The organism is Micromonospora sp. DSM 43699 (assembly GCF_055517075.1).
This window is the reverse complement of the sequence record NZ_JBTMMT010000004.1, coordinates 168743-192550: the sequence shown is the minus strand read 5'-3', so window position 1 is coordinate 192550 and position 23808 is coordinate 168743. Positions and strand designations below refer to the sequence as shown.

Annotated in this window: 20 protein-coding genes and 1 tRNA gene; 12 read left to right on the top strand and 9 right to left on the bottom strand. The window is 73.0% G+C overall.

The annotated features are described in order from the left end of the window. Window positions 1-34: 34 nt before the first annotated feature. Both AC0AIB_RS04345 and AC0AIB_RS04340 read right to left on the bottom strand, forming a co-directional pair. Window positions 35-108, bottom strand: a tRNA-Pro gene (locus AC0AIB_RS04345). A 211-nt stretch (window positions 109-319) separates the two neighbouring features. Further along, the gene (locus tag AC0AIB_RS04340) at window positions 320-1213 is read right to left on the bottom strand and encodes a metallophosphoesterase (protein ID WP_328342190.1); all 894 of its coding nucleotides are present in this window, start codon (window positions 1211-1213) and stop codon (window positions 320-322) included. A 25-nt stretch (window positions 1214-1238) separates the two neighbouring features. Here AC0AIB_RS04340 and AC0AIB_RS04335 point away from each other — a divergent pair, with 25 nt between their 5' ends. After that, entirely contained in the window at window positions 1239-1694 is a 456-nt protein-coding gene (locus tag AC0AIB_RS04335; protein WP_465096047.1) for a GatB/YqeY domain-containing protein, read from the top strand. Between the two features lie 192 nt (window positions 1695-1886). Here AC0AIB_RS04335 and AC0AIB_RS04330 read toward each other — a convergent pair whose 3' ends face one another. After that, window positions 1887-4316: a penicillin-binding protein gene (locus tag AC0AIB_RS04330; protein ID WP_328342194.1), complete on the bottom strand. Its 2430-nt coding sequence runs from the start codon at window positions 4314-4316 to the stop codon at window positions 1887-1889. Between the two features lie 403 nt (window positions 4317-4719). Here AC0AIB_RS04330 and AC0AIB_RS04325 point away from each other — a divergent pair, with 403 nt between their 5' ends. Continuing rightward, on the top strand, window positions 4720-5040 hold the full coding sequence (locus AC0AIB_RS04325) for a WhiB family transcriptional regulator (RefSeq protein WP_328342197.1): 321 nt from the start codon (window positions 4720-4722) through the stop codon (window positions 5038-5040). A gap of 129 nt (window positions 5041-5169) precedes the next feature. Here AC0AIB_RS04325 and bagB read toward each other — a convergent pair whose 3' ends face one another. The 3 genes from bagB to AC0AIB_RS04310 are packed head-to-tail and all read right to left on the bottom strand — an operon-like array spanning window position 5170 to window position 7982. Further along, a complete protein-coding gene (gene bagB / locus AC0AIB_RS04320) occupies window positions 5170-6315 on the bottom strand; it encodes an ArsA family ATPase (RefSeq protein WP_328342199.1) in 1146 nt (381 codons plus the stop codon). A 57-nt stretch (window positions 6316-6372) separates the two neighbouring features. Continuing rightward, on the bottom strand, window positions 6373-7350 hold the full coding sequence (gene bagA / locus AC0AIB_RS04315; protein ID WP_328342201.1) for an ATPase BagA: 978 nt from the start codon (window positions 7348-7350) through the stop codon (window positions 6373-6375). Window positions 7351-7376: 26 nt separating this feature from the next. Further along, complete coding sequence (locus tag AC0AIB_RS04310; protein ID WP_328342203.1) at window positions 7377-7982, bottom strand: Rv0361 family membrane protein; 606 nt, start codon at window positions 7980-7982, stop codon at window positions 7377-7379. Window positions 7983-8305: 323 nt separating this feature from the next. Between AC0AIB_RS04310 and AC0AIB_RS04305 the strand changes: the two genes are divergently transcribed. The 7 genes from AC0AIB_RS04305 (at window position 8306) to AC0AIB_RS04275 (ending at window position 16128) form a co-directional block, all read left to right on the top strand. Next, window positions 8306-8788: a hypothetical protein gene (locus AC0AIB_RS04305; protein ID WP_465096046.1), complete on the top strand. Its 483-nt coding sequence runs from the start codon at window positions 8306-8308 to the stop codon at window positions 8786-8788. Between the two features lie 45 nt (window positions 8789-8833). After that, window positions 8834-8989 carry a DUF4177 domain-containing protein gene (locus AC0AIB_RS04300; protein WP_088643831.1) on the top strand — a complete coding sequence of 52 codons (156 nt, stop codon included), beginning with the start codon at window positions 8834-8836 and terminating at the stop codon, window positions 8987-8989. A gap of 10 nt (window positions 8990-8999) precedes the next feature. Then, window positions 9000-9461, top strand: coding sequence for a RidA family protein (locus tag AC0AIB_RS04295; protein WP_328342209.1), 462 nt, complete (start codon window positions 9000-9002; stop codon window positions 9459-9461). 121 nt (window positions 9462-9582) lie between these two features. Next, entirely contained in the window at window positions 9583-10383 is an 801-nt protein-coding gene (locus AC0AIB_RS04290) for an MBL fold metallo-hydrolase (protein WP_328342211.1), read from the top strand. Continuing rightward, window positions 10380-13991 (top strand): adenylate/guanylate cyclase domain-containing protein, encoded by a 3612-nt coding sequence (locus AC0AIB_RS04285; RefSeq protein WP_465096045.1) that lies wholly within the window; start codon window positions 10380-10382, stop codon window positions 13989-13991. Before AC0AIB_RS04290 ends, AC0AIB_RS04285 begins: the two co-directional genes overlap by 4 nt. 103 nt (window positions 13992-14094) lie before the next feature. After that, a complete protein-coding gene (locus tag AC0AIB_RS04280) occupies window positions 14095-14541 on the top strand; it encodes a hypothetical protein (protein WP_328342216.1) in 447 nt (148 codons plus the stop codon). A 30-nt stretch (window positions 14542-14571) separates the two neighbouring features. Next, window positions 14572-16128 carry a serine/threonine-protein kinase gene (locus AC0AIB_RS04275; RefSeq protein ID WP_328342218.1) on the top strand — a complete coding sequence of 519 codons (1557 nt, stop codon included), beginning with the start codon at window positions 14572-14574 and terminating at the stop codon, window positions 16126-16128. On the opposite strand, the gene AC0AIB_RS04270 is transcribed toward AC0AIB_RS04275, so the two are convergent. Further along, window positions 16115-16441: a hypothetical protein gene (locus tag AC0AIB_RS04270; RefSeq protein WP_328342220.1), complete on the bottom strand. Its 327-nt coding sequence runs from the start codon at window positions 16439-16441 to the stop codon at window positions 16115-16117. The two genes, AC0AIB_RS04275 and AC0AIB_RS04270, sit on opposite strands and share 14 nt — an antisense overlap. Window positions 16442-16570: 129 nt before the next feature. Here AC0AIB_RS04270 and AC0AIB_RS04265 point away from each other — a divergent pair, with 129 nt between their 5' ends. The 3 genes from AC0AIB_RS04265 (at window position 16571) to AC0AIB_RS04255 (ending at window position 20518) form a co-directional block, all read left to right on the top strand. Next, window positions 16571-18364, top strand: coding sequence for an alpha/beta hydrolase (locus tag AC0AIB_RS04265; protein ID WP_328342222.1), 1794 nt, complete (start codon window positions 16571-16573; stop codon window positions 18362-18364). Between the two features lie 175 nt (window positions 18365-18539). Next, a complete protein-coding gene (locus AC0AIB_RS04260) occupies window positions 18540-19481 on the top strand; it encodes a transporter substrate-binding domain-containing protein (protein ID WP_328342223.1) in 942 nt (313 codons plus the stop codon). After that, entirely contained in the window at window positions 19478-20518 is a 1041-nt protein-coding gene (locus AC0AIB_RS04255) for a hypothetical protein (protein WP_328342224.1), read from the top strand. Before AC0AIB_RS04260 ends, AC0AIB_RS04255 begins: the two co-directional genes overlap by 4 nt. 7 nt (window positions 20519-20525) lie before the next feature. Here AC0AIB_RS04255 and AC0AIB_RS04250 read toward each other — a convergent pair whose 3' ends face one another. Next, window positions 20526-21689 (bottom strand): acyl-CoA dehydrogenase family protein, encoded by a 1164-nt coding sequence (locus AC0AIB_RS04250; RefSeq protein ID WP_465096044.1) that lies wholly within the window; start codon window positions 21687-21689, stop codon window positions 20526-20528. Next, window positions 21686-23755, bottom strand: coding sequence for an acetyl/propionyl/methylcrotonyl-CoA carboxylase subunit alpha (locus AC0AIB_RS04245; protein ID WP_465096062.1), 2070 nt, complete (start codon window positions 23753-23755; stop codon window positions 21686-21688). Before AC0AIB_RS04245 ends, AC0AIB_RS04250 begins: the two co-directional genes overlap by 4 nt. Between the last annotated feature and the right edge of the window lie 53 nt (window positions 23756-23808).

Here is a 23808-nt window from a genome sequence, read left to right as displayed (position 1 = left end):
ACATCCATCGATCGGATGTGCCCTCTGACCTCTGTCGGGGTGGCCGGATTCGAACCGACGACCTCTTCGTCCCGAACGAAGCGCGCTACCAAGCTGCGCCACACCCCGAGGCGTGCGGTGAAATAGTAGCCCACCCGCTCCGCCGATCAAACTCGGTACCCCCGGCCCCGGCCTCCCGCTGGCCGGGGTGACTTCACAGCCCGGCTCCACCCCGCCGCTGACCAGCTCATCCCGCCAGTTCCATGATCAGGTTGCGTTTTTGCGCAGAGGTGACGGCGTGTCGTCTCCATTTCCGCAACCTGATCATGGAGCGGGTGGGTCAGCGGGGGGTGAGGGTGAGGATGCTGGCTTCGGGGGGGCAGGCGAAGCGGACCGGGGCGGTGGGGTGGGTGCCGAGGCCGGCCGAGACGTGCAGCCAGGAGTCGGAACCGGGCCAGCGGTGCAGGCCCTTCGCCATCGACCGGGGCAGCCCGCAGTTGGTGACCAGCGCGCCGTAGCCGGGTACGCAGACCTGGCCGCCGTGGGTGTGCCCGGCCAGCAGCAGGCCGAAGCCGTCAGCGGCCATCTGGTCGAGCAGGGCGGGTTCCGGGGCGTGGGCGAGCGCGATGGACAGGTCGGCGGCGGGGCTGACCGGGCCGGCGACGGCGGGGTAGTCGTCCTGCCCGATGTGCGGGTCGTCCACGCCGACCAGTTCGAGGAGGCGGCCACCGGCCTTGACCGAGGTGCGGGCGTTGTTGAGGTCCGCCCAGCCGGCGCCGGTGAGGACGTCGCGCAGTTCCTCGTACGGCAGGGCGGCGCCCTCGGCGTACTCCCGGTTCGGCAGGAAGTAGGTGAAGGGGTTCTTCCAGACCGGCCCGGTGTAGTCGTTGGAGCCGAAGACGAATGCCCCCGGGTAGTCGAGCAGGGGTTGCAGGGCGCGCAACACCCCGGGGACGGCGTCGGGGTGGGCCATGTTGTCCCCGGTGACCACGACCAGGTCCGGGTCGAGGGCGGCGAGCGACGCCACCCACTGCTGCTTGCGTCGCTGGTCGGGCATCATGTGCAGGTCCGACAGGTGTAGCACGCGCAGTGGCTCGGCGTCGGCCGGCAGCACCGGCACGTCGTACCGGCGCAGGGTGAACATGTTGCGTTCGACGAGGGACGCGTACGCCAGGGTGGCCGCTCCGGCGGCGACGGTCCCGGCGGCGAGGCCGAATAGTGTGCGCTTTCGCATGCCGACCAGGGTAGTTTGACCGTCCATGAGCACGCTGAAGGACCGCCTGACCGCAGACATGCGCGCCGCCCTCAAGGCACGCGACGAGCTGACCACCTCCACGTTGCGGATGGCCCTGGCCGCCGTCGGCAACGCCGAGGTCGCCGGCAAGGCCAAGCGCGAGCTCTCCGACGACGAGGTGCTCGCGGTGCTGACCAAGGAGGCGAAGAAGCGCCGGGAGGCGGCTGCCGCCTTCGCCGACGCGGGTCGCGCCGAGCAGGCCGACAAGGAGACCGCCGAGGGCGTGGTGCTGGACCGCTACCTGCCGAAGCAGCTCTCCGCGCAGGAGCTGACGGAGCTGGTCTCGGGGGCGCTCGCCGCAGGCGGCTACACCGAGAAGTCCCAGATGGGGCCGGCGATGAAGACGGCCCAGGCAGCGGTGGCCGGCCGGGCCGAGGGTGGTCGCGTCGCCGCCGAGGTACGCCGACAGCTCGGCCTCTGAACCCACCGTCCCCGGTAGGGACCGGCGCTGCTTCGGCCCGAAGCACCCGGCTCGACGCGGCGGCGGCGGGTCAGGTCGAAGTGCCGGATCGGTGCGGCGGCGGGTCAGGTCGATACGCCCGGACAGATGAGGTGGATGCGAAACGGGCGGGCACCCCGAAGTGGGGTGCCCGCCCGTCGTCGTCGGTACGGCTCAGTTGTTGCCCGGTGGGCGACCTGGTGGGTTGCCGGGGTTGCCGGGCGTGTTCCCCGCGTTCGCGGGGGTGCCGCCGCCGCTGCTCACCTCGATGGTGACCACGCCGCCCTTGATGGTGCGGCCGTTCGGGCTGGTGCCGGCGGCGGTGCCGGCCGGGCAGTCCGAGGTGACCTTGTTGTCGGAGACGACCACGGAGAAGCCGGCCTCCTTGAGCTCGCCCCGGGCGCTGTCCACCGACTGGCACTTCACGTTCGGGATGGACCGCTGATCGCCATTTATGATCTTGCCGTTGGGTGGGGTGAACTCGATGCCGGGCTTACCCTTCATGGCGTCCCGCAGCGTCTCGTAGACCGGCGGGTTGATGCCGGTCGCCGTGTCGTGGCCCATCTGCTGGGTGGTCTGCGGCCAGTCCGGGTCGGCCATGATGCCGGCCACCGCGAACTGCTTGGTCATCGCCACCAGGGCCGAGGTCTTCTCGCCGTCGGTGGTGCCGGACTTGCCGGCCACCGGCTTGCCGACGATGCCCCGGACGTTGCGGGCGGTCGCCCCGGAGCACTTGGAGACCGAGGAGTGGTCACCGACCGGGCAGCGGGCCGCGTCCACGGCGGCCCGCGCCACCTCGGTGCTGATCCGCTGCTCGCAGCGCGGGTTGGCGACGTCGAGCTTGTTGCCCTCCGGGTCCTTGATCTGCTGCACCGGGATCGGCTCGCAGAACTTCCCGTCGGCCGCCAGGGTGGCGTAGGCGTTCGCCAGCTCCAGCGGGGTGGTCGCGGAGACGCCGAGGGTGAAGGAGCCCCACTGGTTGGCGCCGCCCTCCTTGGTGGCCCGCCGGGCGTCGTCGCTGCTGCGGAAGGTGATGCCGAGCTTCTGCGCCGCCTTGATCACGTTCTCCGCGCCGACCTGCTGCTCCAGCGGGACGAAGTAGGTGTTTACCGAGTTGCCGAACGCGGTCCACATGTTGTGCACGCCGGCCATGCTCGCCGAGGCGTTCTTGGGGCAGTAGAAGTGCGTCCCCGCGCAGGCGGCCGGGGAGTTCTGCTCGACGATGTACTCCGACTTGAACTCCGCCGGCGAGTTGATCTGGTAAGCGAGCGGGATGCCCTTCTCCAGCGCGGCCACCATGGTGAACATCTTGAACGTCGAGCCGGCCTGGTAGCCGGAGATGCCCTGGCCGCCGCTGAGCAGCGGGATCACCGTGTTGGGATAGTTGCCCCGGACCTTCTTCTTGGCCTTCTTGGGGTCGCTGGAGAGCTTGTTCTGCGGCTTCTTCGGGTCATCGATCTTGAAGTTCCGGTTGACCGACAGCGCCCGGACCCGGCCGGTGCCCGGCTCGATCGCGGCGACCATCCGGGCGGCCTTGCTGTTCACCCCGAGGTTCTTGCGGACGGCCCGGTCGGCACCGTTCTGCGCCTGCACGTCAAGGGTGGTGGTGATGGTGTAGCCGCCGCTCTTGAGCCGCCGCTCCCGGTCGTACGTGGTGGAGCCGAAGGTCTCCTGCCCGAGCCACCAGCGGTAGAAGTAGTCGCAGAAGAAGCCCCAGTCCTTCTTGTTGGTGGCGACGCAGCCGTTCGGGGTGCGCTTGTCCTTCACCGCCAGCTTGACCGCCTTGGCGGCGTCCGCCTCCTGCTGGGTGATGGCCTGGGTCTTGACCATGTTGTCGATGACGTAGTTGCGTCGGTCGAGCGCGAGCGGGTAGCCGCTGGGCGTGGTCGGGTCGTTGGTGGTCGGCGCCTTGACCATGCCGGCCAGCAGCGCCGCCTCCTCGATCTTGAGGTTCTTGGGAGACTTGCCGAAGTAGACCTGGCTGGCGGCGAAGACGCCGTACGCGCCGTTGCCGAAGGAGGCGAGGTTCAGGTAGCGGGTGAGGATCTCGTCCTTCGGGAACTCCTTGTCGACCTGGAGGGCCAGCTTCATCTCGCGCAGCTTGCGCTCGCTGGTGTCCTCGGTCGCGGCGACCACGTCGGCCGGGTGGGTGGCCGAGTAGGCGATGGCCAGCCGGACGTACTGCATGGTCAGCGTGGACGCGCCCTGCTGGGAGTTGGCGCCGGACTGGTTGTTGACGAAGGCCCGGGCGATGCCGTTCAGGTCGACGCCGTTGTGCTTGTAGAAGTCGTGGTCCTCCGCGGCGATGATCGCCTTCTGCATGTACGGGGAGATGTCCGCGAGCTTGACGTCACGCCGGTTCTCGTCGTACAGGGTCGCCAGCGGGGTCTTGCTGTCGTTGGCGAGCAGGTAGCTGATCTGTGGCGCGCGGGCCACGGTCAGCTCCTTGGGCAGCGCGCCGAAGGTCTCGGCGCCGGCCTTCGCGGCCAGGCCGGACATCGCCACCGCGGGGAAGGCCGCTGCCGCCACCACCACACCGGCCAGCAGGCCGCAGATCAGCAGCGATGCGGCGTTGGTGAAGACATTGTGGTCACGTTTCCGCATCCAGGTCACCTCGACAGGGTACGCGAGTAGGGAACGAGGGGCGCCGGGGCGTTCTTTCCCCATTTCCTGCTTGCGCCGACCTCGTTGTGCTAAACGCACGACCCCCGGTGTGTGGTTGCGTGTGACCCGCGCCGAGTCTCCACCGATCGGTGGAGCCCGCGCAGCGTTTTCACGTACTTCGACGGGGTAAGCGGCGACCGAACGCCCGGGAAGCCGGGACTGTCCGGAATGTTGGATTTCGCCGACAACGTTGCGTAATCGTGCGACTACAGAGCATGATGGTGGCGGCGACAGAGCCACACGTCGTCCGCGCCTCCTTGGGGAAGGACGGGCCGGACGGCCGGGGGGAATCGACGGCTGGTCGCGCGAGGTCGGTAGGTACTGCAAGGGGGGACGGGTACAGATGGGGATGATCACTGACTGGCCGTCGCTGGCGGCGTGTCAGAACGGGGATCCGGACGCGTTGTTCGTACAGGGTGCCGAGCAGAACGTGGCGAAGCGGATCTGCCGCAGCTGCCCGGTGCGGTACGAGTGTCTGGCCGACGCGCTGGACAACCGCATCGAGTTCGGCGTGTGGGGTGGCATGACCGAACGGGAACGCCGGGCGTTGCTGCGCCGGCACCCGCAGGTGACGAGCTGGCGCAAGATGTTCGAGGCGGCGATGAAGAAGAACGCCAAGGACAAGACCGGCAAGGACAAGATCCTGGTCACCGCCGCCAGCTGACGCCGGCCCGACCGCCGGACGCTGGCCTGGCCGCTGGCTGACCCGGCCCGTCCGAACGGTCGGCGGCTGACGCCCGCCAGGCCGAGCGGTCGCCTGGTGCGGGGTCGGCCCGGTGGGCCCGCCCGCCGTTCAGGATCGGCTGATCGCCGCGCCGATCGTCCGCAGCCCGTCGACGTCGTGCACGTCGGCGGGCTGCGCCGTCACCGACACCGTCGGCACGGCCGGGAACGCCTCGGTGAACCGCCGGGCCACCTGCCGTTCGCGGACCTCCTGCTGCGCCAGGGCCGCGTGCGCCCGCAGCACGTCGACAGTGGCGTCGTGCCCACCCAGCCCGGCCAGCCGGTCGGCCGCCGCCCGGCTCTCCGCCGCGCCCAGGGTCACCGCCGGCCGGTGCACCCGGTTGAGCACCAGCCCGGCCAGCGGCATCCGCTCCGCGCCCAACCGCCCGGCGAAGTAGGCCGCCTCCCGGACCGCGTCCGGCTCCGGCGTCGCCACCAGCAGGAACGCCGTCTCCCCGGCCTGGAGGATCCGGTACGTCTGCTCGGCCCGCTGCCGGAAGCCGCCGAACATCGAGTCGAGCGCGGCGACGAAGCCCGAGAGGTCGGTCAGCAACTGGGCGCCGAGCACCTTCTGCACCACCCGGGAGAACATCCCGAAGCTGGCGGTGACGAAGCTGAACATGCTCCGCCCCCCGCTGCGGGCCGGGGCGAGCAGCAGCCGCAACATCCGGCCGTCCAGGAAGCGGGAGAGCCGGGCCGGGGCGTCCAGGAAGTCAAGCGCCGAGCGGGACGGCGGGGTGTCCACCACGATCAGGTCCCACTCGCCCCGGGCGTGCAGCTGACCCAGCTTCTCCATCGCCATGTATTCCTGGGTGCCGGCGAAGGTCGAGCTCATGGCCTGGTAGAACGGGTTGGCGAAGATCTCCGCCGCCTTCGCCGGGTCGGTGTGCTGGAGCACCACGTCGTCGAAGGTGCGCTTCATGTCCAGCATCATGGCGTGCAGCTCACCGCCGCCGGTCTCGACGTCGATCCCCTTGACCCGGCGAGGGGTGTTGTCGAGCTCGGTCAGGCCGAGCGACTGGGCCAGCCGGCGGGCCGGGTCGATGGTGAGCACCACGGTCCGCCGGCCGTGCCGCTCGGCCGCCCGCAGCGCCAACGCCGCCGCGGTGGTCGTCTTGCCCACCCCGCCGGCGCCACAGCAGACGACGATCCGCACGCCGGGGTCGGCGAGGATCTGGTCGACGTCCAGCACGGGCGCCGCGTCTTCGGAAGGCACTGATCGAGCGTATCGGGCCGGTGGGGTCCGTGCGCCCGTGCCGACGTGAGCTGTGCGTCAATCCGCCCGGCGGAGGATCCCGGCGAAGGCCGTCAGCGCGGCGGAGTCCACCCCGTCGGGCAGCAGCGGCAGCTCGGTCACCGGTCGCCCCAGCTCCGCCAGGTCGGTCCGCAGGGAATCCTCCAGCTCCCGTCGTACCTGCTGGTCCCGGGCCTCGCCGGCGAGCCCGGCCACGGTGGTCGGGTCCGTCGGCAGGCCGGCGGCGGCCAGCCCGCGCTTCAGCTCCGCCCGGGTCACCTCCCGCCCGGTGGAAAGCGGCGGACGGGCGGCGTTGACGATCACCCGGCCCACCGGGAAACCGAGCTGGGTCAGCTCGGCGATCGCGTCCACCGTCTCCTGGACCGGCATCTCCTCCAGCAGCGTCACCACGTGCACGGCGGTCATCGGGGACCGCAGCAACGCCGAGACCCCCTCGCTCTGGGTCTTGATCGGGCCGACCTTGGCCAGCCGGGCGGTCTCCGCGGTGACGTTGAGGAAGCGACCGATCCGACCGGTGGGCGGGGCGTCCAGCACCACCGCGTCGTACGCCCGGCGTTGGCCGACGGTGCGGGTGGTGGCCTCCTTGACCTTGCCGGTGAGCAGCACGTCACGCAGGCCGGGCGCGATGGTGGTGGCGAAGTCGATCGCGCCGAGCTTACGCAGTGCCCGGCCGGCCGCGCCGAGCTTGTAGAACATGTCGAGGTACTCCAGCAACGCCTCCTCGGCGTCCACCGCCAGGGCGCGCACCTCGCCGCCGCCCGGGGCGTCGGCGAGGTGGCGCTCGGCGTACGGGAGGGGCTCGACGCCGAAGAGCTGGGCGATGCCCTGCCGCCCCTCCACCTCGACCAGCAGGGTGCGCCGGCCGTCGGTGGCCAGGGCGAGCGCCAGCGCCGCCGCCACGCTCGTCTTGCCCGTGCCGCCCTTGCCGGTCACCACGTGCAGGCGGGATGGCCATCCGGTGCCGGCCGGGTCGGCCGGCCGCTCAGCTGCTCGCACCGGTCGAGCCTATCCACCCCACGAGGTCAGCCGACCTCGCAGACCCACCAACCCGCCTTCCGTACCACGGTGAACCGCAGCGGTTGCTCGGCGATCCGCTCGTCGCCGGTGGTCATGGTCAGCTTGGTGGAGACCGTGGCCCGGTCACCGTTCTGACTGTCGACCGTCGGGCTGGACCAGCGGAACCGTGGGTTGGTGTAGGTGGTCGCGTACTTCTGCACCTCGGCCACCTTCGCGCTGATCTTCTGCTGGTCGCGCGACTCGGAACAGACGAAGTTGGCCGCCTTGCCGGCGTCCCGGTCCTGGTAGACGGCGGTGAGGAAGCCGTCCACCGCCACCGTCGGCTCCTTGGCGCCCGACCCGCCCTCGCTGTCGCGCAGGGCCAGGAAGGCGAGTGTTCCGCCGCCACCGCAGAGCACCACGGCCGCGGCCAGCGCGAGCGAGGCGATCAGCACGCCGCGCCGCCGCTTCGGTGCCGGTGCCCGGTACGCCGGGTAGCCCGACGGTGGTGCCGGGATGGCGTCGGACGTGGCGCTGCCGGGGGCGGTCGTGCCGCCCGGGTCTGGTTTGTCGTGCCGCGACGCCGGGGCGCCTGGCGATCCGCTCGGGCCACCGAACGGTGGTTGGGTCATGTGGTCCCCCGGGGGATGGGCGCCGTCGCCGCCCCTGGCGACGACGCGGGTACGGGCGCGGCGGGCGACCCCTGATCGCCCGTCCGAGGCGCAAGGGTAACGGTCGATGGGCGGGCTGTGGCGGACTGCTCACGACCTGCGTTGGAGCGCGGTCAGCTTCCGGACCAAGCGAGTGTCGCATATGTGACTTGAGGTGAACGACCGTGCGCGTCCCGTTGTCCGTTACGCCGGCCGGGTCCTACGTTCGTCCGGGTGTGGGGGAGCGGATCGGGTCGGCGCCCGGTCCGGTCGGTCATTCACCGTACGAGGCCGGAGGCAGGTACATGCGCGACGCGGAGAACATCGCCCGATCCCAGTTCTCACCGGGAGATCGGGGGAGGCGGGCCGGTGCGGCCGGCGACGCGGACGGGCTGGGTGGTGGACTGCCGGTGAACGAGCGGTCCTACCGGCGCTGCGCCGAGCCGTCCGAGGTGCTGCGGCTGCTCGGCTGCTCCGGCGAGCGGGGCCGGGACGACGAGGAGCCCGGTTACGTCATCCACCTGCCGATCCGGGTGGCCGACCTGACGGCGGCGACCGCGCTGGCCGGCACCGTGGCCACCTCGCTCGGCTTCCTGGTCGAGCTGGACGCCGGCGAGACCACCGTCTCCGACGCCGACGACCAGAACAACAGACACCGGGTCTTCTGCGACCTGCTGCTGCCCGACCGGTCCCGCTGCCCCCAGCCGTTCGACCACGCCGGGCAGTGCGGTGAGCAACCCACCGCCCCGGAGCAGCGTCCCGCGCCCAGTCCGTCGCCCGGACCGTAGGCTGTCGGCGGAACAGTCCACGTCAGGCAAGGGAGCCTTCCACCGATGCAGAAGTGGGAATACGCCACGGTCCCGCTGCTGGTCCACGCGACCAAGCAGATCCTCGACAACTGGGGTGAGGACGGTTGGGAACTCGTCGCCGTGATCCCCGGCCCGAACCCGGACCAGTTGGTCGCCTACCTCAAGCGCCCCAAGGGCTGAGGAGCCGACGATGAGCAACGGACCCCACGCCAAGCTCGCCGAACTCGGTCTGGCCCTGCCCGACGTGGTGCCGCCGGTGGCCAGCTACGTCCCGGCCGTGCAGTCCGGCCAGCACGTCTACGTCTCCGGTCAGTTGCCGGTGGCCGAGGGCAAGCTGCTCGCCACCGGCCAGGTCGGCGCGGGTGTCTCGCCCGAGCAGGCCAAGGATCTCGCCGAGCGGTGCGCGCTGAACGCGCTCGCCGCGGTCGACTCGCTGGTCGGCCTGGAGAACATCGTCAAGATCGTGAAGCTGACCGGGTTCGTGGCGTCGGCACCGGGCTTCCACGGTCAGCCGGCCGTGATCAACGGCGCGTCCGACCTGCTCGGGGCCGTCTTCGGTGAGGCGGGTCGGCACGCCCGATCCGCCGTCGGGGTCGCCGAGCTCCCACTGGACGCCCCGGTGGAGGTCGAGTTGATCGTCGAGGTCGGCTGACCGGCACCGCCACTCCCCGCACCGCCGGCCGGTCCGGTCGAAAGCCGTGAACGGCCACAAACCAGTGGGCCGACTCGGCAAGATCGCGGGGAGTGGCGGACGGGGTCGTACGATCGCAGCCATGACCGGGCATGTGACGGCACCGCCGGCCGCACTGGCCGACCGGCTGCCGGACTGGGTGACGTTGCTGCGTGCCCCCAACCCTGGGCCGATGACCCTGGAGGGCACCAATACCTGGCTGTTGCGCGCCCCCGGCGCGGAGCAGGCGATCGTCGTCGACCCGGGGCCGGCGGACGAGGGGCACCTGGCCGCCGTGGCGGCGTACGGGCCGGTCGGGCTGGTGCTGATCACCCACGGGCACCCCGACCACACCGAGGGCGCTCCCCGCCTGAGCGAGCTGCTCGGCGGGGCACCCGTGCTCGCCGCCGACCCGGCGCACACCGTCGGCGGTGCGCCGCTGACCGGGGCGGCGGAACAGCTGGCCGGGTTCGGGCTGGCCATCGACCTGGTCGCCACCCCCGGGCACACCGCCGACTCGGTCTGCTTCGCGGTGTCGTACGACGCCGAGCGGGTGGTGCTGACCGGGGACACCATCCTCGGCCGGGGCACCACCGTCGTCGCCCACCCCGACGGCCACCTCGGCGACTACCTGGCCAGCCTGGGGCTGCTCTCGGCGTACCCGGGGATCGTGGCGCTGCCCGGGCACGGCCCGGCGCTTGCCGACTGCGGCGCGGCGGCCGACTTCTACCTGGCCCACCGCCGGGCCCGGCTCGACCAGGTCCGGGCCGCCGTCGCCGAGGGTGCCCGCACCGCGCCCGAGGTGGTGGCGAGGGTCTACGCGGACGTGGACCGGTCGCTGTGGTGGGCCGCCGAGTCGTCGGTCCGCGCCCAGCTGGAGTACCTCGGGGTGGAGCAGCCGTGACCTGCCCGGTGTGCGGCACGCTCGCCGTCCCGGGCGCGCGGTTCTGCCACAACTGCGGGGCGGCGCTGCCTGCCGCCGCCACCCTGCCGACCGCCGAACGTCGGGTGGTCACCGTGCTCTTCGGCGACCTGTCCGAGTTCACCTCGTGGTCGGAGGACCTCGACCCCGAGCGGGTCGGCGCGGTCACCGACCGGGTGCTCGCCGCGCTCGCCGGCGCGGTCAAGACGTTCGGCGGGCACGTCGACAAGCTCACCGGCGACGGGATCATGGCGGTCTTCGGCGCCCCGGTGGCCCACGAGGACGACGCCGAGCGGGCCGTCCGGGCCGCCCTGTCGATGCAACGGGCGGTGCGCCGGGTGCTCGACGACGAGCGCGGCGGTGGAGCACCGCTCGGCCTGCGGGTCGGGCTGAACACCGGCGACGTGATCGCCGGCATCCAGGCCGCCATCGAGTACACGGTCATCGGGGACACGGTGAACACCGCCGCCCGGCTGGCCGACGCCGCCGCCGTCGGCGCGATCTACGCCGGTGCCCGGACCTCGTCGGCCACCCGGCACGTCGCCTCCTGGCGGGTGCTGCGCCCGCTGCGGCTCAAGGGCAAACGCGAGCCGGTCGAGGCGTACGAGCTGCTGGGGCTCCTGGACGCTCCGGGCACCCGGTCGGGCCTCGGCGACGAAGCGCCCTTCGTCGGGCGGGAGACCGAGATCGGCCGGGTCGCCGGTCGGCTCGCCGAGGTGATCGACCGGGGCGAGCCCAAGGTGCTGCTGATGACCGCCGAGGCGGGGATCGGCAAGTCCCGGTTCGCCGCCGAGGTGGAGCGGCTGGCCGCCGGTTACGACGTCGGTGCCGGCCGGTACGCCGCCCACAGCGGTGCCCGGGTGCTCTCGGTGCGCTGTGCCGCCTTCGGTGAGCGGCGTCGGCTGGCCCCGCTGGCCGACCTGGTCCGGGCTGCCGTCGGCCTGCCCAACGACGCCTCCACCGCGCTCACCCGACCGGCCGTGGAGGAGCGTCTGCGCCGGCTCGGCCAGCGGCTCGGCCGGTTGCAGGTCGATGCGCCGCCGATCGCCGGCGACCAGTTGCTGGCCCTGCTCGGTTACGGCGAACTGCCCGGTAACGCGGGCGACCAGGACGGATGGGGTGCCACCCCGCCGACCGCCGACGCCGAGGCGGTGCCGGTGGCGGTGGCCGGGCTGCTCAGCGCCCTGGCCGCCGAGGCGCCGCTGGTGATCGTCGTGGACGACCTGCACGACGCCACCGGCGAGACCATCGCCGCGCTCGGCGCGACCCTGTCCCGGCTCACCGGCCCGGTGCTGGTGATGCTGCTGGGCCGCCCGGAGCTGGTCCGGACGGCGGGAGCGCTTACCTGGATCGCCGACGCCGAGGTGCACGCCCTGCCGCCGCTGCGCGGTGCGGACGCCGCCCGCCTGCTCACCAGCTACCTCAACGGTGGGAAGCTGCCGCAGGCCGACGCCGACCGCTTGCTCGCCACCGCCCAGGGCAACGCCTTCTACCTGGCCGAGTTGGTCACCCTGCTGCGGGAACGGGGGGCGTTGACCGCCGGACCGGACGGCGGCTGGCGGCTGGTGGCCGGTTCGCTGGGCAGCCGGCTGCTCTCCCGTGACCTGGCCGCCGTGCTCGCCGCCCGGATCGACGCGCTTCCGCCGGAGGCCCGCTCGGTGTTGCGGGACGCCGCGGTGGTCGGCGACGTCGTGCCCACCGGTGCGGTGGAGGCGCTGCGCGAGCTGCGGGCCGGGCGGGACGGTCGGCCCGCAGCGGTGGCCGCCGTCGAGCTGGAACGGGCCGTGGAGGAGCTGCTGCAACGCCGGATGCTGCACCGCAACCGGACGGGCTTCGCGTTCGCCACCCCGCTGATGCGCGAGGCCGCCTATGCCGGGGTGAGCAAGGCCGAACTGGCCGAACGGCACGCCGCGCTGGCCCGGTGGGCCACCGGGGTGCCCGGTTCGTCGGTCGCCCCGCCGGGCGGGTTCACCGACGCCGCCCGGGACGACTTCGTCGCCGAGCAGGTCGAGCGGGCCGTCGTCCTCGCCGACGCGGTGAAGCTCCGCCCGGATTCGCCGGCCCGGACGGTAGCCGGACTGGGGGTGGCCGCGCTGGGCCGGGCCGCCCGCCGGGCGTTGCAGGTCGGTGAGCCGGCGTTGGCCGTCGAGTACGCCGAACGCGCCGCCGAACTGGCCCGCGAGGGGGTGCCCCCGGTCGACCGGGTGGCGCACGCACGGGCCCTGCTCCAGGTCGGCCGGGTCGGTGACGCGCTCGCCTTCGCCGAGAAGATCGCCGCCAACGCCGGTGACGACGCCGGCACCCGGGCCAGCGCCCTGCTGCTCGCCGGCCAGGCCCACCAGACCTCGGGCGACCAGGGCCGGGCGACGGCCTGCTGGCAGGAGGCGTTGCAGGTGGCCACGGCCGGGGAGGTGACCAACCTGCGCGCCTCGGCGATGCGCCGGCTCGGGATGGCCGACTTCGTCGCCGGGCGGCTCGGGCAGGCGAGCAGCCGGCTCGCGGCCTCCTACCAGATCAGCCTCGCCGCGAAGGATCCGCGCGGGCAGGCGTGGGCGTTGCAGAACCTGGCCTGGGTCACCACCACCCGGGGGGACTTCGCCGGCACCGACGCGGTGCTCGGCCGGGCCGCCCGGCTCTTCGCCGAGTTGAAGGACCCGTACGGGCGGGCCTGGCTGCGCGGCACCACCGCCTTCGCCCGGTTGCTGGCCGGTCGGCTGGGGGAGGCCTGCCGGCTGGCCGGTATCTTCCTGCCGTTCGGGGAGCGGGTCGGCGAGGCGTGGGCGGTGGGCACGCTGCGCGCGGTCGAGGCGTTCGCCGGGGCCGAGCTGGGCGAGGTGGCCGAGGCGGACCGGGCGGCCCGCCGGGCGTACCGGGATTTCGCCGCGGTCTCCGACGACTGGGGGCGGGGGTTCGCGCTTGTCGTACGGGGTGTGGTGGCGCGGGGGCTGGGCGAACCGGAGCACGCCGCCGACCTGTTCACCGACGCCCTCGCGTACGCCGGCCGGACCTCGCATCCGCTGCTCACCGGGATGGCCGGCACGCTGCGCGGCTTCGTCGCGCTGGACATGGGGGACTGCGAGACCGCCGAGCGGGACGCCAGGGCGGTGCTGACCGCCGTCGAACCGCACAACCCGCAGGCACCGGCGCAGGCCGCTCCCCGGGTGCTGCTCGCCACCGCCCGGCTCGCCGCCGGGGACACGGCCACCGCGGTCGGGCTGCTCGCCCCGGTGGCGACGACCGCCGCGAGGACGCCGACGCTGCTCTTCTCCCGCCGACAGACGCTGGCCCGGTACGCCTCCGCGTTGCTCGCCCACGGTCAGTCGGAGCAGGCGTTGGACTGGGCCCGCCGGGCGGTCGCCACCCCGGCGGAGGATGTCCGCAGTCAGGTGATCGGGGCGGGTGTGCTGGCCGAGGCGCTGGCCGCCTGCGGATACCCGGCGGAGGCGTTGGCCAGCGCACAGGAGGCGGTCCGGCTCGCCCACGCGACCGAGCAGCGCAGCGAACGGGCCAGCGCCGACGCCCTGCGGGCCCGGCTGGCCGGTGGGTCTGATCGATCCCGGCCGGTGGGTCTGATCGATCCCGGCCGGTAGGTCTGTCGGTTCCGGTGATGTGCGCTTCGGCGGGGGCGGTTAGCGTGTCACTTCACGCGACCGCCGCCCGGCGTCGGTCGTGCCGTCGGGGGTTGGGGAGCAGATGAGGTTGCCGCGTTCGGGTGCCGGCTGGACGATCGCGGTCTTCGGGGTGCTGGCGGTGCTGCTCGGCGCGCTCGGGCTGGTGTGGCCGGAGGCGCAGCTGCGGCTGCTCGGCTTCGAGGTGCCGGCGAACCGGGCGCCCGGCGACTACACCGGGACCTTCCTCACCGCGTCCTCGATGGCCTCGTTCAACATGGGCGTCTACTACCTGCTCGCGGTGGCCACCGAGTGGCGGGCGTTCTACCGCTTCACGGTGGTCTTCCGGCTGGTCACCTTCACCGTCTTCACGCTGACCGTGCTGGCCGACGTGGCCCCGGACAGGTTCATCGGGGTGGCGCTCTGGGAGGGGGCGGGCGCGGTGGCGACCGCGCTCGGCCTGCGGTGGGACGCCCGCCGGGACACCGCCACCACCGCCGGGCCGGCCGTTGCCGCCGGTACGGATCGCTGAGCGCTCCGGCGGAACGGGTATTTTCGAGCCGTGACCGAGACCCCGCCCGGCGCCCTCCGGCTGCCCATCGTGCCCGGTCTGACCGACTTGCAGGTCTTTGCCCGGGGTGGTTACGCCACCGTCTACCGGGCCACCCAGATCTCCGTCGGTCGGGAGGTCGCCGTCAAGGTGGAGAACCGCACCCTGGACAACGAGCGCGACCAGGCCCGGTTCCTGCGCGAGGCGCGGGCGGCCGGGCGGATGTCGTCGCACCCGCACGTCGTGGACCTCTTCGACGTGGGGGTGACCGTCGACCAGCATCCGTACCTGATCATGGAGCTGTGCGACGGCTCGTACGCCGAACGGATGCGGACCTCGCCGCTCGACGCGTCCGAGAGCCGTGACCTCGGCATCAAGATCGCGGACGCGTTGGCCCACTCGCACGCGGCCGGGGTGCTGCACCGCGACGTCAAGCCGGCCAACATCCTGCACTCGCACTTCAACTCGGCGGTGCTCGCCGACTTCGGGCTGGCGGTGCTGGCCGAGGCGCGGGACGCCTCGGTCACCCTGGAGGTGCTCACCCCGGCCTACGCGCCGCCGGAGATGTTCAACCACAGCCCGCCGTCACCGGCCGTCGACGTGTACGCCCTCTGCGCCACCCTCTACGCGGTGATGACCGGCCGACCCCCACGCTGGCAGTCCGAGCGCAACCCGAGCCTGGTCACCGTGCTGGAACTGTTCCACCAGCCGATCCCCGACCTGCCCGGGGTGCCGACCGAACTGGTCGACGTGCTCCGTGCCGGGATGTCCAACGACCCCGACGCCCGCCCCTCCGCGCTCGAACTGCGCGACCTGCTCACCGCGCTCCCCCTCGACCCGGCCCCCACCCCGGTCAGCGGCGTCCCGGTCTCCGGCGGGCCGTCCACCGGCGGTCCGGGCGGGGGGCCGTACACCGTCGGATGGACCACCGGTCAACCCGGGCGGATCACCGGCCAGCCGAGCCCGCGTCCACCCGTCCAGGACGACCAGCCGACGGTGCCCCACGGCGAGCGCCGGCGGCGGCGCTGGTTCCTCGGCGGGGCCGGGGTGCTCGCCCTGGCCGCCTCGGCGAGCGCCGGAGCATGGGTCGCCGGCGGTGCGCCACCGGTGGCCGGGCCGACAGCCACCCCGTCGGTCGTCGGCTCGTCGAGCCCGGCCGCCCGCTGGGGCACCCTGCCCGGCTGCGCGGCCGACGGCACGGCGGCGACCCTGCCGCCGGGTGCCCGCTGCGCCCCGGTGCTGGAGTGCTTCGGCCCGGTGCGGCTGCGCGGCGACCGGGCGGAGGCCGCCGAACTCTCCTGCGAGGGGCGGCACACCTGGGAGACGTACGTCGAGGGGCAGTTGCCCGCCGCGCTGGCCGCGGCCGGGCACGCCGCGATCAGCGCCGACCCGACGGTCCGGTCGGTGTGCAACGTGCGGACGTTCCGGCTGACCAGTGGGATCGACTACACCAACGGCTGGCACCTGGAGGTGTTGCCGCCCGCCGAGACGGATCTCGACCGGACCTACCGCTGCCTCGCCGGGCGGGGCGTGGACGCCCTGGTCGCGCCGACCCTCACTGGTCGCTGACCTCGCGCATCCGGTGCAGCCGGCTCAGCACGGCCGCGCTGTCCAACGCGTCCAGGGTGTCGGCGTCGAGGAACGAACCCGATTCCGGCTGACCCGTGGGCGTCGCCCCGGACGGCTGCTGCCCGTCGTCGCGTTCGCGCAGCGCGGCCAGCGCGGTGCCGGTCACCGTCGCGAACAGGACGCCGAGCAGTGCCAGCCCCACCGTCAGGATGCCGGCGGGATGCCGGAAGGCCAGCGTCGCCAGGACCGCGCCGGTCGCCAGCGCCCCGACCACCGCCACCGCCCGCGCGTCCGGTCTCAGGATTCGCCTCACCTGACAAGCATGACCTGAACGGGCGCGCTGTCAAACCGTACGGCTCGGCGCGGTTGACCGTTATGCCTAGAGTGACGACGGTCGAGGTGTCGTCTCGACCTGTCCTGTTCCCCACCGGAAGGCAGCCACGTGCCACAAAGAACCCGGTCCCTGGCCGCGGCGGGCATCGCCGGCCTGGTCCTCGCCACGGTGGCGGTCGTGCCGGCCGCCGCCGCACCCGGCAGCCCGCACACCCTCCCCGTCACTCCCGACCGGACCAGCCGCACCGAGGCCCGGCGCGTCGACAGCGTGCCCACGCCGAAGCTCGACTGGTACGCCTGCTACGACTACGCCGAGTGCGCCACCGCCCGGCTGCCGCTGGACTACGACAAGCCGAAGGGCGCCACCACCGAGGTCGCCCTGCTCCGGGTGAAGGCCCGTGACCGGCAGGCCCGGGTCGGCAGCCTCTTCCTCAACCCGGGTGGCCCGGGTGGCTCCGGCACCGACATCGCGCTGGCCGCGCCGTACTTCCTCGGCGACGACCTGCTCGACCGGTTCGACATCGTCGGCATCGACCCGCGCGGCGTCGCCGCCAGCAGCAACGTCAAGTGCTTCCCGTCGGTCAAGGAGCAGACCAGGGCGTACGCCGGCCTGAACGTCGCCTTCCCGTGGACGAAGGCCGAGGAGCAGGCGTACCTGAAGTCGTCGAAGGCTGTCGGTCAGGCGTGCTCGACCACCGGCCGGCCGCTGACCTCGGCGATGTCCACCGCCGAGGTGGCCCGGGACATGGACGTGCTGCGCCGGGCGGTAGGCGACAAGAAGCTCAGCTACCTCGGCTTCAGCTACGGCACCGCCCTCGGCCAGTACTACGCGAACATGTTCCCGGACCGGGTCCGCGCGGTGGTCGTCGACGGGGTGCTCGACCCGAACGCCTGGGTTGGCCAGGGCAAGGCCCGCGACCAGCTCCAGGAGACCCGGCTGCGCAGCGCCGACGGGGCGTACCGGGCGCTGCGTGAGATCCTGGTCCGCTGCGACAAGGCCGGTCCGCAGGCGTGCTCCCTCGCCTCCGGTGACCCGGTCGCCTCGTACGAGCTGGTGGCGAAGCGGCTGCGCCAGAAGCCCGTGGTGGTCGACGATCCGGACGCCGGTTCGTTCACCGTCAGCTACGCCGACTTCGTGGGCGCCAGCCTCAGCGCGCTCTACAGCCCCTACGGCTGGGAGCCGATCGTGGACAGCACCGAGCAGTTGCTCGTTCTCACCGATCCGCAGTCGGTGTCGCCGGCCCGCCTCGCCGAGGCCCGCGCGGCGCTCGGTCGGCTCGCCGTGCAGGCCCGGGAGCAGCGACGGTTCGACTTCCCGTACTACAACGGGCTGGAGACCTTCCTCAGTGTCGACTGCACCGACGGGTACCACCCGAAGAAGCTCGCGGACTGGCCCGCGCTCAGCGCCCAGGAGGACAAGCGGGCGCCCTACTTCGGGCGGCTCTGGGCCTGGGGCACCGCGCCCTGCGCCCGGGACGCCTGGACGGTGCGCGACGCCGACGCCTGGACCGGGCCGTTCGACCGGCGGACCGCCGCGCCGGTGCTGGTGGTGGGCAACTACTGGGACCCGGCCACCAACTACCAGGGCGCGGTGAGCTCGGCGCAGCTGCTGCCGAACAGCCGGCTGCTCAGCAGCGACAGTTGGGGTCACACGGCGTACGGGACGTCGGCCTGTGTGACAGGGGCGGTCGACGCGTACCTGCTGCGGGGTGCGTTGCCGGCGAAGGGCACCGTCTGCGTCGGCGACGACCAGCCGTTCGTCGAGACGCCGGAGCCGGCCGGGCGGGCCGCCACCTCCAAGGGCGCGCTGGCCGCCGCCGGGTTGCCGGCCCGGGGCGAGCCGAAGCGGCTGCCGCCGGTCGTCGCGCCGCTGCCCGCGTTGGGCTCGCTGGCCGTGCGCTGATCCGGTTCCGGGGTACGGCGGGCGCCCGGTCGTCCGTCGTACCCCGGGTTCCTCCCCTGGTCGGGTCGGATGGGCGTCGCGGCGGTCGACCCGTCACCGCGATGCGGCGGGACGCAGATGGACCCGAACGGCTACCCTCGGTGTCCCCCAGGCTGTCCGTCAGCGAGGTGCGCCGATGAACGACGTCTCCGCCCGCCATCGGGTCCGTTCGGTCGCCACCACCCTGGCGGTGGCGCTGACCCTCACCCTGGCCGCCGCCGCCGGCTGCGACAACCGGCGCGAACCGTCGCTGCCCTCGGTCCGCGACAAACTGCGGGAGTCGCACATCGACGGTCAGTCGAAGATCAAGATCGGGGTGGCGACCACCGAGCCCCTGATGGGCGAGTTGCGCAACGGCGCACACGTCGGCTTCGACGTGGAGATCGCCCGCTACGTCGCCTCCTACCTCGGCTACGAGGGTGACCAGCGCATCGAGTGGGTCTCGGTGACCACCGAGGACCGCATCCCCGCCCTCCAGGGTGGCGTGGTCGACCTGGTGGTCTCCAGCTTCTCGATCACCGAGGAGCGGGAGAAGCTGGTCAGCTTCGCCGGGCCGTACTTCGTCACCACCCAGGAGGTGATGGTGCCGACCCGGCTCAAGGACAAGATCCGCACCATCGAGGACCTCCGCGAACCGCAGTACAAGGTCTGCACCAGCGGCGGCTCCACCACCGAGGCCGAGTTGGCCAAGCACGACGTGAAGGCGCTCGTGGTCAAGGAGGTCGGCGACTGCGTCAAGGGGATCCGGGAGGGCCGCTACGACGCGGTCAGCTCCGACGAGACGATCCTCGCCGGTTTCCTCTCCCTCTACCCGACCGAGTTCGAGATCGTCGACATGCCGTTCGGTACCAGCGAGCTGCTCGGGATCGGTGTGCCGATAGGCGATCCGGCCCTGCGTGACCTGGTGGCCTTCGCCCTGCAGAAGAGCTACCTGCAGGGGCGCAACGGGATCAGCAGCCCGTGGCTCACCGCGTACAACCGGACCCTCGGGCCGTGGCTCAAGGCGGAGAAGGCGCAACCGCAGCCGCTGAACGTGCCGCAGCTGGTCGACTTCGACGACAAGGCGCCGACCCGGTGACCGCCCCGGCCGTACCGCAGGATCTGGGCGCCACCACCGTCGGAGTGCGTGACGGCTGGGACCCGGCGGTGGAGCGGCGGGCGCGGGCCAGCCAGTCGTTCTGGACGGCGGTGGTGGGCGTGCCGGCCATCTTCTCGGTGCTGCGCCTCGGTGTCGAGGCGGGCGGCGAACTCCAGACCACGCTGCTGCTGGTGGCGAACGTCGGGCCGGTGAACCTGCTGGCCGGTTTCCTGACCACCGCCGCCCGGCTGCTCTCCACCGGCCTGGTCGCGGTCTTCGCGCTCGGCGCGGTGCTGCGGGTCAGCGTCGAACGGATGCCGCCCACCGTCCGCCGCCCGCTCTTCGTCCGCTGGGCCGACCTCACCCCGGCCTGGTTCGTGCTGGCCAGCTTCCTGATGGCCCTGGTCACCTGGCAACTGCTCTACCTCCCGTTGCTGCTGCCGGCGTTCGTCGCCGCCTTCCAGCTCACCCCGGCACGCCTGCACGAACACGTCCTGCTCCGGACGCTGATCGTGATGGCGCTGCTCGCCGGCTACGGCTGGCTGCTCGCCCCCACCCTGGTCGACGCGTGGCAGCAGCGGGAACTGCTCGCCCTGGTGCTGCTCGTCGTCCCGCCGCTGCTCGCGCTGGCGGTGACCGGCCCGCTGCCCGGGGCGGTGATCCGGCCGCTCGCCTCGGTCACCGAGGCGGCGGTGCTGGCCATGCTGGTCTGGGCGGCGCTGCCGGTGATCACCACGCCGGTGCTGCCGCTCACCGTGACCACCGTGGAGTCCAGCCCCGGCGTCACCGAGGACGTCCGGGGACACGTGGTCACCGTGGACGACGTCAGCATGGTGCTGCTCCAGGAGCGCGGCGGCGTCCGGTACGTGCCGGTGGACGACGTCCGCGCCCAGGTGCTCTGCCCCAGCGAGGAGGAGCTGCCCCGGCACCGGCTGCGGATCCGGGACTACCACGTCGAGGACTCGCTGCTGGAGGGGCTGGGCCGGCGGGTCCGCCCGGTGCACCGCACCGACGCGGCCTGCCGCACCCTGCGCTGAGCCGGGGTCAGTAGGACTTCTCCTGACCCAGCACGTGCTGGGCGACGAAGTTGAGGATCATCTCCCGGCTGACCGGGGCGATCCGGCCGGCCCGGACCGCGCCGAGCAGCGTCGCCACGCCGTACTCGGTGGTCATGCCGGCCCCGCCGAGGGCCTGCACGGCGGTGTCCACGGCCAGCGCGGCGGCCTCCCCGGCGGCGTACTTGGCCATGTTGCCGGAGACCCCGGCCTCCAGGTCGCGGCCCGCGTCGTACAGGGTGGCCGCCTTTCCGATCATGAGGCGGGCCAGCTCCACCTGCACCGCCGCGTGCGCCAGCGGGTGGGACACGCCCTGGTGTGCGCCGATGGTCCGGCCGCCCCAGACCTTGCGGGTGGCGGTGTACTCACTCGCCCGCTCGATGGCGTACCGACCGGTGCCGACGCCCATCGCGGCGACCGTGATCCGCTCCGGATTCAGCCCGGCGAACAGCGCCGGCAGGCCGGCGTCCAACGACCCGCCGACAAGCGCGTCGGCGGGCAGTCGGACGTCGTCCAGGTAGAGCAGGAACTGGTTCTCCGGGGAGACGATCTCCATGTCCAGCCGGGACCGGGTCAGCCCGGCCGCGTCGGTCGGCACCACGAACAGCGCCGGCTTGAGCTTCCCGGTGGTCGCGTCCTCGGTCCGGGCCACCACCAGCACGTACTGCGCCTCGTCCACGCCGGAGATGTAGCACTTGCGGCCGGAGAGCAACCAGTCGTCGCCGTCGCGGCGGGCCACCGTGCCGAGCCGGTGGAAGTTCGACCCGGCCTCCGGCTCGGTGATCGCGAAGACCACCTTCAGCGAGCCGTCGGCGAAGCCGGGCAGGAAGCGCTTGCGCTGCTCCTCGGTGCCGTGCCGGTTGATCACCGTGGCGGCGATGGCCGGCGAGACCACCAGCAGCAGCAGCGGGCAGCCGGCGGCGGCCAACTCCTCGCAGACGATGGCCAGCTCGGTGAGGCCGCCACCGCCGCCGCCGTACTCGGTGGGGACGTTGACGCCCAGGTAGCCGAGCCGACCGGCCTCGTCCCACAGCTCGGTGGTGTGCCCGCCCGACCTCGCCTTCTCGACGAAGTAGGCGTGGCCGTACCGGCGGCCCAGCGCGCGGACGGCGTCGCGGAGCTGGTCCTGCTCGGGGGTGAGGTCGAAGTTCATCGGGGTGCCTCCTCGGGGTCGACCACGGCCAGCACCGCACCCGTCTCGACCTGCCCACCGGCGGACACCGGCAGGTCGGCGACCACGCCGTCGGTCGGGGCGAGCACGGGATGTTCCAGCTTCATCGCCTCCAGGGTCAGCAGCAGGTCCCCGGCGGCGACCCGCTGACCTGGTTCGACGTGCACCCGGGTCACCGTGCCGGGCAACGGCGCGAGCAGCGACCCGGCGGCCGGCGCCACCCGGGGCAGCGGGAAACGGGGCAGCTCGGTCAGCTCCGCCGCCCCGTCCGGGCCGTCCACGAAGACCACCGACCCCGCCCGGTGTACACGGAACACCCGCCGCACCCCCGCCACGTCGAGCAGCACCCGGTCCGCCGCCGCCGTCACCAGCGTGACCACCGGCCCGGGCTCGACGGCCGTCTGGGCGGCCGTCGTGGGACCGGTGGTGTCCGTGCCGGCGGTGGTCGTGCCGGGTGCGGCGACGGTCGTGCCGGTGGGTGAGGCTGGCGGATCGGTGGACCAGTCGGCGAGACCGCCGGACCGGTCCAGCCGGTAGCGCACCTCGATCTCGTCGCCGGTGCGGCAGGCGTACCGGGCGAACTGGGGAAAGGCCGGCACGTTGCGCCAGCCCGACGGGAGGCCGGCGAGCACCGGGGCGTCGGCACGCCGCGCGGCGGCGCAGGCGAGCGCGGCGGCCAGCGCCGCGATCGGGAGCTGGTCGGGCGGCAGCAGTGGTGCGAAGACCTCGTCGTGTGCGTCCAGGAAACCGGTGTCCACCTGCGCCGATCCGAACTCGCGGCTGCGCAGCACGCGGACCAGCAGGTCCCGGTTGGTGGCCACCCCGTGCAACTCGGCGCGGGCCAGCGCCCCGGCGAGCACCCGGGCCGCCCCGGCCCGGGTCGGTGCCCAGGCGACCAGCTTGGCGAGCATCGAGTCGTAGTGCACGCCCACCGCCGAACCGGTGCGTACCCCCGAGTCGAGCCGCACGCCCCGGGTCGGGGCGAACTCGCCGACCACCCCGGGGACCGCGAACCGGTGCAGGGTGCCGGTGGCCGGGCGGAACCCCTGCGTCGGGTCCTCCGCACAGAGCCGTACCTCGATGGCGTGGCCGTCAACCGACGGGGTCTCCGGCACCGGCAGCGCACCGCCCTCGGCGACGAGCAGTTGCAGCCGGACCAGGTCCAGCCCGGTGACCGCCTCGGTGACCGGATGCTCCACCTGGAGCCGGGTGTTCATCTCCAGGAAGAAGAACTCACCCGTCGGGGCGAGCAGGAACTCCACCGTCCCCGCCCCGACGTAGTCGACCGCCCGCCCGGCCGCGACCGCCGCCGCGTGCAGCCGCTCCCGGACCCCGTCGGGCAGCACCGCCGGGGCCTCCTCGACGATCTTCTGGTGCCGGCGCTGGATCGAGCAGTCCCGCTCACCGAGGGCCACCACCGTACCGGCGGTGTCGCCGAAGATCTGCACCTCGACGTGCCGGCCGCGTTCGACGTACCGCTCGACGAAGACAGTGCCGTCGCCGAACGCGGCGGCGGCCTCGCGGCGCGCGGAGTCGACGGCCGCCGGCAGGTCGGCGGGGTCGCGGACGACGCGCATCCCCCGGCCGCCGCCCCCGGCGGACGCCTTGACCAGCACCGGGAAGTCGGTGATCGCGTCGCCGTCGGTCCAGGTCGGCAGCATCGGCACGCCCGCACCGGCGAGCAGCGCCTTCGCCGCGATCTTGTCACCCATCGCCGCGATCGCCCCGGCCGGCGGGCCGACCCAGGTCAGGCCGGCGTCGGTCACCGCCGCCGCGAACCCGGCGTGCTCGGCGAGGAAGCCGTAACCCGGGTGTACCGCGTCCGCACCGGTGCGCCGGGCCGCGTCCACGATCAGGTCGATCCGCAGGTACGTCTCGACTGGCGTGTTCCCCGGCAGTCGGACCGCCTCGTCGGCCTCGGCGACGTACGGCGCGTCGGCGTCGGCGTCGGAGTGCACGGCGACCGTCGCCACGCCGAGCGCCCGGCAGGTGGCGAAGACCCGCCGGGCGATCTCCCCCCGATTGGCCACCAACAGCTTCCCGATCACCCTCACGGGATCCGCCTTTCGTTCGCGGCTGCGGGACTCCGCTGCGCTGCGTT